Raw genomic sequence first — 13321 nt, forward strand, 5'->3', positions numbered from 1 at the left:
ATGCGCTTTTCGGTGGTAACGCTAGTCCATCGGGGATATCCGAACTGGTCGTATTCCGCGACTCTCTTTATTACCTGTTTTGTCTTCATTGGCACTACTCCTGCTTTTTTGAGTAGTGTCAACTTTTTTCAGTATAAGACATTCACCCGAAAAACACTTTTTTTGACATTTTGCGCATTTATGAAGCTATATTTAAAGGGTAAAAGAGTTTTTGCTCTTGTTCTCTAGTTGAAATCTCGAAAATTTCCTTAGACGAGAACAAGGCAGACACTCACGCAGACGTACCGTTTTTGGCGGGATGTCTCGGTTTGTCTAGTCAGCCTATTTTGGCTGATGGATGGTCGTATAGGCCAAAGACAACAGCCCTTTCGGGGCGTGGGTCGTTTGCATTTATCGTCTAAAGGCATTCGAGAGCCTCAACTAGGTAAACGCAACGATCTACGCCTTTTTTGTTTCCTCACAAAAAACGGCAAAGCTCCTTGTTGAACAAAAGCGAACTCACGCACTGATTTCGACCAAATAAAACAACAAAGGAGTCAAAAACATGTTTTGCCCTAATTGCGGAAAGGATCTTCCAGAGTACGCGAAATTCTGCGACGAATGCGGGAAACGCTTAGCCAACGAAGAACCCCAAAAGACTATTATACAAAATAAAAATCCTTTTGACGAATCCCCAACATCTAGTCTCCATTTTGAAGATCAAAATGGAGAAGAATCCGAAAAAAATTCCGGAATCGTAGGAATATTATGGCTGCTCGGAGGATTGCTTGGTTTTCATGATTTCTATTGTGGAAATTTATCAAAAGGCATAACTAAGGCCATATTTGGTACAGCAGGAATAATTCTTTCTGTAATACATCCTGTTATGGCAATTGCGGGTGGTGTCGCAATTATCATTGACGAAATACTTGTCATTATTGACGCTTATAAAATTGGAAAGGGACAATATATGGATAAAAATGATTGCTATGTCAAAGAATCGTGGGTATGGGGTTTACAGCTAGCAGTCCTTATTATCGTCCCGATAGTCATTTTGTTAGTAATCATTATCCCAGCATTATTTAAATAGGAGATTTATCATGATTTGTCCAAAATGTATGGCCACAAACGATGCTGATGCAGACAAATGCCGCCGATGCGGAAGCCCACTTGGAGCAGGAAACAAATGTCCCCATTGCGGTTCAAAAATTTCCACCCCAGTGAAATTTTGCACCAACTGCGGAAAAAAATTGCCCGAAAAATGTTCATATTGTTCAGGAATATTAACGGAAAACGCAAAGTTCTGCATCCATTGCGGGAAAAAAGTAAAATAGGAGCGAACAAACGGTAACAAAGCCCCCTTTGAAGGGAATTAAATTATGTCCAGAATTAGCAAACTTATCATTCCTACTATTTTGCTATTGTCTTTTTCTTCGTGCTCATTAAAAGGACTTTACGAAGAAGAAGCATGCAATGCTGTTACTCGCATTTTGCAAAAAGAAGGTAATGGCATATATTATGGATTGGGACGAGAATCTGCTAAATGTGAAGAATTACATTTGGGGGAGCCCATGATTGAAGAAAATTATTATCCCAACGCTATGGCATGTCTAGATAATAATCTTCGCCTACGTGTAGTAGTAGAACTTACAGATTCGTCAGTAAAGGTCTCTATTCCACCGAGAACATATGCTTCAGAAGCTCAATTAGCGAAAACGCCTAATCCATGCCCTCACGCGAAATATTAATTTCATCACCAATCAACCGTTCTAGGACAGGAAATTAAGTAAGTCCTCGCAATAGACCCTATCGCCACTCCCTTCGACAGGCACTTCGGCAGGCTCAGTGTGCCACTCAGGGACCAGTGGCTCCAGGGTGACAGTCGCAAAATTTAAGAGGTGTCCCGTGCGGGGCACCTCTTTTTCTATTATTTCAAATGGGTGTAAGGGGGAAAAATGAAAATCAGACCGTTTCTATTCGCGGGCATAGTTCTCGCAGGCATCGGAGCCGCAAACCTAAATGCAGCAGAATGCAACGTCACCCATCATCAAGGCAGTGGTGGCAGCACCGATGTCTACCTGGGGTACCCTGCAACCGCCCTCTACCTGTTCGAAGGCAGCTACCTGGACCTTTCCAAGATGGACCAGCGCGCCCCCGCAGTTCAGAACGTCTCCAGCACCGATACGGCATGGGTGTACAGGTCCGAACTGGACTCCACCATAATTGTGATTGTCACCGAAAAGGTGGTCAAGGTGGCGCGCGTTGCCTATTCCGAAGACGAGAACGCACTTGCCGACTCCCTTTTCACCGTGAACCACAAAGACGTGTACAAGGATGAGTTCCCGCGTCTGCAGAAGGCTGGCGTTTTCAAGGGCACAGCTGGGCAGGCAGATTCCCTCGTGACACACGTATTTGAATTATGCCAGCGACTCTACAGCAAAGATTTCGGTTACGCCGGCTGTGAATTTAACCCGCCCGAGCAGAGAGGAAGAAACGGCGGGAAGGATGTGGACATGATCGACATGCCACTTGCACTTGCTGCCGTTGCTGGCGAATTTACCATTCTTCTTGATACGCTAAATACGTGCCCAGATCTTAAATTCCATGCCGACGAAAACGTAACAGAATCTTCGTCCAGCGCAGCCATCGAATCTTCAAGCGCCCGCGCATCTAGCACTTCAGCCGATAAACCTTCCGCAAATTTGAAAATGGCCCAAGTAGCAGTTCATCTTTCAAAAGTTGGACAAATGCGCTATTATATCGCGGGTATCAAGTCGAGTTCCACCTATATGGTGTTTAGCGTCAACGGCCAGCTTCTGAAAGCAGGAATTCTCGAGGACGGCTTGTTCGAAGCGCCGACCCTCCCCATTATACTTATGTTCAAAAGCGGGCAGAAATTTTATCTGAAAGATTAAAGATCCCCGCCTTCGCGGGAATGTCAAGAAAGGGCCTTACAGCCCTAGCGTCTTTTCGAATTCGGCCAGCAACTTGCGGCCCTGTTCCCATTCGCCCAAGTTGGAGTCGGCATTGATGTGCCCGAGGCATCCCACATCCACGAACATAGAGCCCCAGGCATCTGCAAACTGGCGGGCCCGTTCGATGGTCACGTAAATGTCGTTTTCGCTGGCCACAACGCAACTGGGCACGGGCAATTTTTGCAGGGGTACAGGCGCAAAATCTTTTGCGAGGTCAAGCTTATCCACATCGGCTGGCGCCACAAGAAAAACCGCCTTGACGTTGCCGGGGACTCCGCCTTTTGCCGCCTTCTCCAAAAGCCAGTGGACCGTAGTGACCACCCCCAGGCTGTGGGACACAAGAATGGTATCCGTTTTCAGGCCAGACACGGTTTCGTCAAGGGTTGACACCCAATCCGCCTTTAAAGGATGGTCCCAGCTGTGCTGATAGACACGGCTTGCGTCGGGCAGGCTCTTTGTCCAGTAGGTTTGCCAGTGGGTAGGTCCAGAATTGCTGTATCCGGGGACAATCAGGTAATGCATTGAAGACAAATTTAGCAATCAATCCCAGTTGATGCTGGGAGGCGGGTCCTTAAGGTCCTTATTTTGCTTGGCGGCCTCGAATTTCTTTTCCAGAAGTTCTGCACGGCTTTTCTGGGCTTCCTTGGCTGCGGCGAACTTGGCGTCCAATTCGGAACTGCGGGACTTCTGTTCTTTCAAGAAATCGTCGAAGGACTTGAGTTCCTTCTTGAATTCCTTGTGGGAAAGAACTTCGCCGGTATCGGCGTCCACCACGATTTCGCCCTTGCACATAGGGCATTCGACAGTCAGCGTTCTCACGGCCATAGAGCCTCCTAATCCCTGCGCCCGCCGATAAGGCCGGCGCGATACGCCCAGTAGAGCAGTTGCAAAATGGAGGAAACGGCGGCAGCCACATAGGTAAGCCCCGCCGCAAAGAGCACGCCAGAGACGGTGTTGTATTCCCGACCCTGGGCCACGATGTCCATACGGGCAAGGGCCTTCTTGGCGCGGGAGGAGGCGTCAAATTCCACAGGAACGGTCACCAGGGTAAAAAACGTCGCAATGGCAAAAAGCAGCACGCCCACAATGGCCAAAGAATACCCCAGCGCCCGACCGGCGCTCATCAGGATAATTCCGAGAATCACAAGCCAGGGCCCTAAATTGGAGCCGATATTTGCCGCAGGGACAATAAAGGAACGGAGCCACAGGGGGAAATACCCCTGAGCGTGCTGGATAGCGTGGCCTACCTCGTGGGCGGCAACGCCTGCGGCACTGGCGTTCTGGCCGTAATAGACTTCCTTGGACAGGTTCAGAGTCTTGTTCAGGGGGTTGTAATGGTCCGACAAAAATCCCTGATGCACCAGGACCTTCACGTCGGTAATGCCCGCGTCCATCAAAATAGCCTTGGCCACGTCGGCGCCGGTAAGCCCGCTCGTAATGCGGACTTTCTGGCCCGCCGCAAAGCGGCTCTTGACCAGCATGGAAACGGCACCGGAAAGCACCAGGGTCACAAGCAATATGGACATGTACAAAGGATCGAACATCATAAGCGAATCTCCTGGGAGGTAATATACAAAAAACTACATATCTCCGGTCTTGAGTCTGGAGCCGTCCCGCAGGTGGGTAAGCGTCAGGCCTAAAACCATGTAGAATACCGCCTGGGTCGCCAGAGGCAATAGGTAGGTAGCGGCATCGCTAACGCCTGCACCCCGCTGTTCAATGGCAAGCCACGCCGGAATGGCAAAAGTCGAGGGGAAAAAGCTGGAAAGTTCTTTCATCCAAATCGGGGTCAATTCAACAGGCCAACTGAAATTGGACAAGAACAGAAGCGGAATGGACATATACAGGAACAGCTGCACGCTGGTTTCGCGCCGCAAGAACACCTGGGACACCACCATGCCGAAATTGATGACAGCAAGTAAGAAAATAAAGGTAAATACCGCCATGGGCAAGAATTCGCCACGACGGGGGAAGTCAAAGACATCGTAGATCACGAAATGGTAAAACAGAATGAAGCTGCAATAGTGAACAAAGTAAGCGAAGGAGCGACCAAAGTACCGATAGAACAAGCCTTCATTTTCATGAGCGGTATTGCGTTGCAACTTGCGGAACTTGCGGTGGGCGCGGGCGCCCCCAAGCAGGCAAAGGCCAATCACCAAGGTCTGCTGCAATATCAGCACCAGCACGCTAGGGACAACGTAATTGGAATAACTTCCCGTATTGTTGTACATGGTCTGAATGCCCAGGGGAATCGGGTCACGCATGGCCATGGCCTGCGCGGCGGGAACCTTCTTGGAAAGGGCGATTCGCTTGACCTTGGTTGTTGCCCCGAGGGTCAAGGCACAGGTGGAAAACGCCGTAGAGATGTTTCCATGAAGCATCACGTAGGCGCCGTGGGTAAATACGTTGACCACCACATTCTCGCCTTTCTGTAAATTCGCCTCCATTCCCTTGGGAATGACCATAAAGCCGTATATTTCTTCGCTCGCCATGGATTCCTCGGCATCGTGAATCTGGCCGAAGGTTTGCCGCACGCTCACCTGCTGAGAAGCGTCTGCCATCTGGACGAGTTCGCGAGAAAGCTTGCTGTGGTCCATATCCACGACGGCTACGGGAATCTTGGAAACGGTCTGGTACTTGTAGGGCATGGGGTAATAGAACGCATAGAGCACGCCCGCCACCACCAGCAAAAGCACTGCTGCCGCATCGGTATAGAACAGTTTCCATTCCGCAACGGCCACCATGAAGAACCGCTTGAGGGCATCAATCATCTGACACCTCCGGCGGTCGATTTTCTGCGTCCCGATTCATCTGCGGATTCATCAGGTTCAGATGCAGTCTTTCCGTATTTCGGGCCCTGCGCCTGTTTCCGATTCCATAATTCGCAGGATTCAAATCGTCGGCGACCACGCCCAGGGCAGTCTTAATCTTGTCCTTCGCAGATCCGTGCTGTCGGACCCAGTTCAATTCCTTGCGCTTGGAGGCAAACCAGCGCACATACAGAAGTCTTGTGGCCAGCAGCTGCCAGAACAGTCCCATAAAAAGAAGGGTGACGATACTATCCCAGGCGTGCGCGCTGCCGGCAGGACCCACCAACATGGCGGACTGGACCTTGAGCAGGTGTGTCAATGGCAACAGGTAGGCAAAACAGCGCACCACAAAGGGCATGGCCATCAGGGGGAAGGTCTGCCCCGCAAAGGCAAAGGCAGGGCCGCCAATCACACCCGCCACGCTTGTTGCCATGCGCATGTTTCCCGTAATGCCCACAAAGGTCGCACCCGCCCCGGTGCAGGCCAAAATCATGGCCAGCTGGCCCGCCGACACCAAGACGAATTCCCTAAAGGTCATGGGGGTCAGCGTGCTATGGGCGTAGGCATACACCGCCATGAAGGCAAGCCACTGGACAACAATCAGGGGCAACATGGTCGCGCACATAAGGACGGCGCGGGATTTTCCGGCACGCCTGATCATCCAGCGGACCGTATGGTCCCTGAAGGGAAAACTGAACACGTAAACCGCCCCAAGAATCGCCGCCAGATGGAAGATGGCACTGACCAGCCCCAGCCCCAAGAACCCCTGGTAGTTGCCTTCGAGATTGCCGACGGAATGGAGTTCCACCTGGACAGGATTGTCGATTCCTGCGGTAAAGAGCCCTTCGCCCACATTCGTCACCACCGCACGGATTTCTTTCAAGGCAAAGGAATTGGTCAAGTAGTTCTGCCCGCTGGAAAACACGGGAATCACAGGCGTCTCGAGGCGAAGGGCGCGGCGTTCCATATTGTAGGGAATAACGAGAAACGCCTGCAGGTCTCCACGGATTACCGCATGTTCGCATTCCCCGATGTCGCTGCACTCCTGGACCACATCCAGAACGGGATCCGACCGCAAGGCGTTTTCCAGCTTATCGGCTAGCAGGGACGCATCCAGACGGACAATACCGATGGGCACGTGCTGAATAATGCGGGCGGAGAAGAACTCCACCATGAACACGGAGGTTCCCACGGGCAACAAGAGAATCACCAGCCACAAGACGATGTTTGGACTGAAATAAATCTTCTTGACCGTGTCTATGAACGCCCTGAACAATTTTATTTCCTACACCAAGGAGATTTCCGCCTTCGCGGAAATGACAATTACGCTACTTCAGTTGCTCCAGCGGGAACAACACGCTCATGCCGGGTCTCAGGTTTTCCACCTCTACCGTGGGGCGCAGGCGCACTTCGAAAGTCTTCAGGTCAAAGCCGCCGCTTTCCTTGGAGCTTTTCCAGGTGGCATAGTCCCCAACGGGGGCAATGTAGGACACCTCCATCTCCACGGCAGCGTTCAGCGCCGGAACCGGCAGAACAAAAGTCTTGCCCTTGGTCACGTTCTTCAAGAAATCTTCCCGCAGGTGGAACACCGCCCAGGCATCCTTCAGGTCGGTCACGGCGATTACCGGCATGCCCGCCCCCACGACCTCGCCTTCTTCCACCACCTTCAGGGTGACCTCGCCCGCGATGGGGCTCTTGATTTTTGTTTCTTCCAGATAGGCGTTCACCTCGGCGTTGGCACCTTCGGCCTGTTTCACCAGTGCCTCTGCCGCCTCCTTGTCTTCGTCGCGGGCGCCTGCCAGGGCCATCTCATACTGGGCCCGAGCCGCATCGGCAGCTCCCTGGGAGGCCTTCATCTGGGTTTCGGCCTCGTCCCGCTTCTGCAGCGGGAGCACGCCTTCGTTATAAAGTTTCTGTACACGGTCGTAGGTGCTCTTTGCCAGGTTGGCGGCATCTTGTGCACGGGCCGCCATGGCCTTCAGGGCCTTGACGTCTTCGGAGCGGGCACCGTTTTTCGCCTTGTTGGCCTGGGCCTTGGCCGCCCCCAGCGCTCCCTGGGCCTGCATCTTCTTGGCCTCGATTTCGGGGCTGTTGATGACCGCCACCAGGGCGTTTTTCTTGACGGTCTGGCCTTCACGGACCAAAAGTTTTTCTATGCGTCCGGGAACTTTCCCCGCCACCAACACGCGGCGGGCCTCCATCTGGCCCTGCAAGTACTTGTCCTTCGGCTTTGTCGCAAATTCCTGAAGTTGCAGAATAGCCGCCACCATAAGGGCCACCAGCACGACAATCGCAAAAATCTTGCTTGCAAACTTTATCTTGTCCATTATTCCTTCCCCACAGTTTTGCTATTCAACATGGCTCCCGCCTGTTCCACCTCGCCGCTAGCTTCCAGCAGGCCAAGCCAGGCGATGACCGCATCGTAATGGGCCTTCAAATCGGCCACCTGAAGGCGCGACAGCGCAAGTTCTGCATCCACCACGTCCAGGCCCGTAGCAAGGCCGGACTCGTAGGCCAGCTTTTGGCTGCGGAGAGCCTCGTCCGCAAGTTCACGGGTTTTCTTCAGGCTCTCCAGACGGCCCTTGGCATGCTCCAGCTCCCGCCAGCGCTTTTCTACCAAAAGGCCGATGTTGTCCAGGGTCTGCTCTTCCATACTGGCCAGGGAGCGGTCCATGGCCTTGGCGTTTGCCACCTTGGAACGGGTCTCGCCACCCTTGAACAAATCCCACTGTGCCTTGGCACCTACGGCCCATTCAGGCTCCAGAATGGTCAGGTCCTTGGTGTAGAGTTCCTTGTAGGCAAAAAGCGCTACCGTCGGGAAATAGTCCGCACGGGCGGCACTCACCGCATCCTGGCTGCGCTTGCGCTCCGTACGGAGCTGTCTCAGTCCCGGATGGTTCTCCCTGGCCTTCTGCTTGATTTCTTCCATGGTCCGAACACTTTCCGGAGCTTCCACCGGTGTAACCGCCGTAATGTTCGTGTCCGTATGGAGCAGGCTTGCAAGAGCCATCCGGGCAAGGGACTGGTCCCGCAGAGCGTCGTCGTAGGCGTTTTCTGCTTCGGCCAGCGCCACTTCGGCGCGGAGCCTTTCCGCCTTGCTGATCTGGCCGCTGGCCTCCAGCTTCTTGGAGCGCTCCAGGTGTTCTTCCAGATTCTTCTTGGTGTTCTCCCGCATCACCGCCAGTTCTTCGGCCAGCCTAAGGGTAAAGTACTTGGTGGCCACGTCCATCAAGATGGCATTTTGCGCCATGTCAAAAGCGGCCTTCTTGGCGTTTACGTTTTCCTTGGCGGCATCGTAGGCGGAATAAATCTTGAGACCCGTAAAAATGGGCCAGATGGCTGTAAGTCGAGCATTAAAGAACAGTTCGTCCTGGACCTTCATCCGGAATTCGGCATCGTCAATCTGGGATTTTGCCGCATCCATCTGCTGTTGAGTAGCGGCGGCATACTCGTCGGCCTTCTGCTGGGCGATTTCCTGGGCGGTCCCTCCAAGCCGACTTTTAGCGAAAGCATCTGCCTGGGCTTCGGACAGCCCCTGAGCCAATGCACCGTTGTAGGCCTGGGCATACCCTGCACTGGCCTGGTTATAGGCGTCAATGTAGGCCTTGGAATAGGCGGCAGCCGGAGCCACCGTAGATAGCCCGCCAGCAATGCCGCTCAGGGCCTGCTGAATTTCACCTAAATCGATATAGATGGGGTCGTTAATTCTCGTAACGCCTGCGCTCAGGCTTACCGTAGGCATAAAACGGGAACGGGCCTCGCCCTGGGCGCTTTCGGCCATGTCCACCTTGGCCTTTTCGGCCTTGATTTGCGCATTACCGGACTTGGCCATTGAAAGCGCGTCTTGCAGGGTGATAGGCGCCGACCACGCCAGCGCCGCCCCAAACAGAAAGCACAAAACACAACGCTCCATAGCCCCAAAAGATACAAAATTCGGAGCTATGGATTCTTACAGAATTGTTTCTTGTAAAAGTTTAGTGTATTACAATTGCGACTTTGGATTCACCGCTTACTTTCCAACGGTGGGTTCGGCGACCTTCCAGGCAGAAGCCTCGTAACCCATGGTAGAGTAATCGGTGCGTTGCAGGCTCTTGCCGTAACCATCAGCCTCTTCCAGCCCCTTCCAGGTATCGGAATAGAGCGTGGCGTCGGACCAGTCGTAGTACCACTGGACTACAGATGTTAAGGACGGATCGGTTTCACTGTACACAGCATCATCAAAATCGAAGGGTTCTTTTATCGCAACCGTTTCACCGCGGTTCGAAAGCTTACCCTTATAGAGGCAAATCTGCACGTCGCTTGCAATCTTGTAATCGGTGCGAATGGCGCCCGTATCCCTCTCTAGGGAGTCCGAAAGCAACAACACCCTGCCACCTGCAGGCACAATAGTTCCCGAAGTGAACTCCATGTTGACGCCCTCTACCTTCCAGCCCTTGTTCTTGGATTTCTTGGCCACGTAGAGGTTCACTGCCGTATCGGCCTTGTTCACAATCTCCATAAATTCGAAAGGCACTACGGCACCACCCTCCATGGGATGGTAGTAAATTTCGTCGATAAAGAGGGGACCCACCTTCAGGGCCTCGTTTGCAGCCCCCTTGGTGGCCTTTTTCATGGCGCCCTGGGCCGTAGAGCCGTCGCTCACGTCTATGATACCGCTACTCAGGTTGCTTGCCGCCAGGAGCAGGCTGGATTCGCCACCGGTCTTCTTGCCGCCCACCGTTTCGTAGAGGTAGTAAGAACCGCCATTGGTGTGCAAGTAAATCACTTCACCGAACACGGACTCGTCATCGGCAGGGAGCACCAGGTATCCCTTGGCAGGAACTTTTCCCTTCTTGATGGTCCATGATGCATTCTTGTACTTGGATTCAAAAATCCAGCCAGTCACATCCACTTCCTTGTCGCCGGAATTGTAAAGTTCCACCCAGCCGTTATCCGTTCCCAGCACAAAGGGCTGGATTTCGTTCAGGCGGACCGTAATGGGTTCAACATATTCGTCAGCAGCACCGGGGTTACCCCACTCCTTTTTGCTTGCAGCCCAGGCACTGGCCTGGCTGGGGTTTCCGCCCACGAACACGAGGCTGCTGCCGTTACCGTCGGCAAGGCTCGGCCAAGGCGGTTCCTTGCTGAAGGAACAGCTCACGTCGCCAGCACCCGTCAGCTTCACGTCGATAACGTCACCTTCGTTGGAAAGCTTGGCAATGGAATCGGTCTTTACGTCCTTTTCCCAGGGGCCAAACAGACGTCCCGCAAAATCCGGATAGGTCTTCTTGAACAGGTCGGGGTCGTTGGTCACCACGATGTATTCGTTGGTATCCAGAGGTTCCGCAGGGAAATAATAAGTCACCGCCCCGTCCAGATGGAGGTTAAAGTACTGCATGTCGCTCATGGCAGACCCGCCGATAATTTTCAGTTCCACCCATTCAAGAGCTGAATTTTCGGGAGCGTTGTACATGACTTCGGTAATCATCACGTAGGCGCCACCCGCCTCGGTGGAATTCTGGTCGTAGCCACTGTCTTCACCTTTCGGGTCGTCGCCGCTACTAGAAGAACTGTCGGAACAAGCCGAAAACAAGCCAGCCATGGCAAAGGTTGCCACCGCACCTACTATAGACCATTTTTTCGAGAGCATAGAGCCTCCTTTCATTGACAAAAAATAACTTTTTTGTTTTCCCGAAATAAAACATTTTCAACCGTTCTAAGGTTTATAATACGCATAGGGCACCCAGTCAACACCTATATGTATCCAATCCGATATATTGCGGTGGGGGTATTCAATTTCTTCCCCATCGTAATAACTTTGATAAAAGTCAACTTCTCCTTTTATGTAATCTTCACGTTGCCTAAACAATGGATACATGCCGTCACAAAAAAGACATGCATTTAGGCACACCTGTAAAAGAGAATCCGAAACAACCATGGAATCTTTCGTAAAATAGCAATAATCCAAAATCAATTCTATTTTTTCATGATTCAAAGTAAAGCCTCCGTCCTCATAAGACATGCTGTCCATCACTTCCGGCAGGAACATCTTATAAACTAAATGAACAATGTTTTTTTCGGAGTCCTCTATTTCAACATCAACTACACCTGAAGAATCCGCTAAAATCAACAAGTTGTCTTCCATAGCTTTTTCCGTTCCCTTAAGCATATCCATATCGTCAAAAAATACTATAGAATTTTCATAATGGAGTGGGAAATCATTCCTTCCAGAATACGACCTGTCAGAAGCATAAGACAATATTCCATGCATAGAATCATTCCTCGTTCTCACTTTCACATTTGAAAAATCCATAGTTCCATTGTGATATGTATGAACCGACCCAGAAGACCCATCTGGTCTATGGCTTACATTACTCGTAGAAGTTACCAACCCCAATGCTGCTAAACCACACTCATAATTTCCAGATCCCCTATAGTAGCATTTTTCTGAAAGAACCAGCTTCTGCCCATTGGTAAATAGAAAGGGACCCTCAATATCAACGTCATATTCGCGAATGTCAAAACCCGCATTAGAACTCGGTCCAAACAGACTTCCACAAGACGAAAAAAAGAGTGCCAATAAAGCAATAACAAGCAATAATTTCATAGGCCGCCTTTATTATAAAAAAAAACTCTATTGCCTTGAGAATAGAAATGAATGTATTGGCCATATACAAGTGATGTTCTTTGGGCTGGCCCCTCACCTTCGTCATACGAATAGCTCTTTTCTTTATTTAGGCGCCCCCCATACCGAGGAGGGGATTGAACAAAAGGAAGAAAGGAACCATAAACTCTATCAGATTGTGCTGCGCATTTTTTTAGAATTGAAACAGGGATAAATTCGCTTTCACTGGTAGAATCAGAAATTATATTTTCATAAAAACAAGAATCATTTATAAACGAAAAAAAAGGATTGTCCTTTTTCAAGGCAACGCCCTCATCATTCCAAACAATATAATCCTTGGAACGATGCACTTGCATTTGATAATTTATATGTACATGTTTTCTTGCGGCATCAACCAATTCAAACTCCACGACACCGTCATCATCCGCTTCTATCAACATCGGGTTATTCCTTTGCATGCAGAACTCCACACTCTTCGGCCAGCGCAAACCTTCATATTTTTTCATCTCCAAATTTTCTTTCTCAAAAAAAGAAGCATCCTCACTTAAATCTATATTTCCGAATGGGCGTACAACCTCTAGCCTTGCATTGAGCGAAATTCTTTCATAGGAAATACAATCATTTCCATCATTTCCAATCAACACATAAGATATTACAGAATGTACTGTATCTTTTTTTGTGTATATCCTGGTTTTCGAAAAATCAACATTGTCAAAGAGAGCATTATATCCAGTTCCAATGCCATATGCGTATAAGCCACATTTGGGCAACATTCCTTCTTCATGATAGATGCAGGCCTCAACAAAAAAAATAGGCCACTCATAGTCAAAAAGAAAATCTCCAGACATTTTAGATTTATGTAGCAAGGATTCTTCGCTACTACTAGGATTACCACAGCCCCAAAACAGCACGCACAACATTATGGCACATATTCCACGCATTTTCACCTCAAC

14 protein-coding genes are annotated in these 13321 nt (G+C 50.7%); 4 read left to right on the top strand and 10 right to left on the bottom strand.

Annotation, left to right across the window (positions count from 1 at the left end):
* The first annotated feature begins 544 nt into the window (after window positions 1-544).
* The 4 genes from IKB43_02330 to IKB43_02345 all read left to right on the top strand — a co-directional run bounded on the left by IKB43_02330 (window position 545) and on the right by IKB43_02345 (window position 2894).
* Window positions 545-1069, top strand: coding sequence for a zinc ribbon domain-containing protein (locus IKB43_02330; protein ID MBR2468980.1), 525 nt, complete (start codon window positions 545-547; stop codon window positions 1067-1069).
* Between the two features lie 10 nt (window positions 1070-1079).
* Window positions 1080-1313, top strand: a complete 234-nt coding sequence (locus IKB43_02335) for a zinc ribbon domain-containing protein (GenBank protein ID MBR2468981.1) — start codon at window positions 1080-1082, stop codon at window positions 1311-1313.
* A 45-nt stretch (window positions 1314-1358) separates the two neighbouring features.
* Entirely contained in the window at window positions 1359-1727 is a 369-nt protein-coding gene (locus tag IKB43_02340) for a hypothetical protein (protein ID MBR2468982.1), read from the top strand.
* Between the two features lie 207 nt (window positions 1728-1934).
* Entirely contained in the window at window positions 1935-2894 is a 960-nt protein-coding gene (locus tag IKB43_02345) for a hypothetical protein (GenBank protein MBR2468983.1), read from the top strand.
* Window positions 2895-2930: 36 nt separating this feature from the next.
* Here the strand turns inward: IKB43_02345 and IKB43_02350 are convergent, their stop codons facing one another.
* From IKB43_02350 to IKB43_02395, 10 genes are all read right to left on the bottom strand, one after another.
* Window positions 2931-3476 carry an alpha/beta hydrolase gene (locus IKB43_02350; protein ID MBR2468984.1) on the bottom strand — a complete coding sequence of 182 codons (546 nt, stop codon included), beginning with the start codon at window positions 3474-3476 and terminating at the stop codon, window positions 2931-2933.
* A gap of 18 nt (window positions 3477-3494) precedes the next feature.
* On the bottom strand, window positions 3495-3779 hold the full coding sequence (locus tag IKB43_02355; protein ID MBR2468985.1) for a hypothetical protein: 285 nt from the start codon (window positions 3777-3779) through the stop codon (window positions 3495-3497).
* Between the two features lie 8 nt (window positions 3780-3787).
* Window positions 3788-4501 carry a zinc metallopeptidase gene (locus IKB43_02360; protein MBR2468986.1) on the bottom strand — a complete coding sequence of 238 codons (714 nt, stop codon included), beginning with the start codon at window positions 4499-4501 and terminating at the stop codon, window positions 3788-3790.
* Between the two features lie 33 nt (window positions 4502-4534).
* Window positions 4535-5698, bottom strand: a complete 1164-nt coding sequence (locus tag IKB43_02365; GenBank protein MBR2468987.1) for an ABC transporter permease — start codon at window positions 5696-5698, stop codon at window positions 4535-4537.
* A gap of 19 nt (window positions 5699-5717) precedes the next feature.
* Window positions 5718-7040, bottom strand: coding sequence for an ABC transporter permease (locus IKB43_02370; GenBank protein MBR2468988.1), 1323 nt, complete (start codon window positions 7038-7040; stop codon window positions 5718-5720).
* A gap of 52 nt (window positions 7041-7092) precedes the next feature.
* Window positions 7093-8091 (bottom strand): efflux RND transporter periplasmic adaptor subunit, encoded by a 999-nt coding sequence (locus IKB43_02375; protein MBR2468989.1) that lies wholly within the window; start codon window positions 8089-8091, stop codon window positions 7093-7095.
* Window positions 8091-9677 (bottom strand): TolC family protein, encoded by a 1587-nt coding sequence (locus IKB43_02380; protein MBR2468990.1) that lies wholly within the window; start codon window positions 9675-9677, stop codon window positions 8091-8093. Before IKB43_02380 ends, IKB43_02375 begins: the two co-directional genes overlap by 1 nt.
* 96 nt (window positions 9678-9773) lie before the next feature.
* Window positions 9774-11393, bottom strand: a complete 1620-nt coding sequence (locus tag IKB43_02385; protein MBR2468991.1) for a lamin tail domain-containing protein — start codon at window positions 11391-11393, stop codon at window positions 9774-9776.
* Window positions 11394-11459: 66 nt separating this feature from the next.
* Window positions 11460-12350 carry a hypothetical protein gene (locus IKB43_02390; protein ID MBR2468992.1) on the bottom strand — a complete coding sequence of 297 codons (891 nt, stop codon included), beginning with the start codon at window positions 12348-12350 and terminating at the stop codon, window positions 11460-11462.
* Window positions 12347-13309 carry a hypothetical protein gene (locus tag IKB43_02395; protein ID MBR2468993.1) on the bottom strand — a complete coding sequence of 321 codons (963 nt, stop codon included), beginning with the start codon at window positions 13307-13309 and terminating at the stop codon, window positions 12347-12349. The genes IKB43_02390 and IKB43_02395 overlap by 4 nt, the downstream gene beginning before the upstream one ends.
* Between the last annotated feature and the right edge of the window lie 12 nt (window positions 13310-13321).

It is taken from the genome of Fibrobacter sp., from assembly GCA_017503015.1.
Classification (GTDB): Bacteria; Fibrobacterota; Fibrobacteria; order Fibrobacterales; family Fibrobacteraceae; genus Fibrobacter.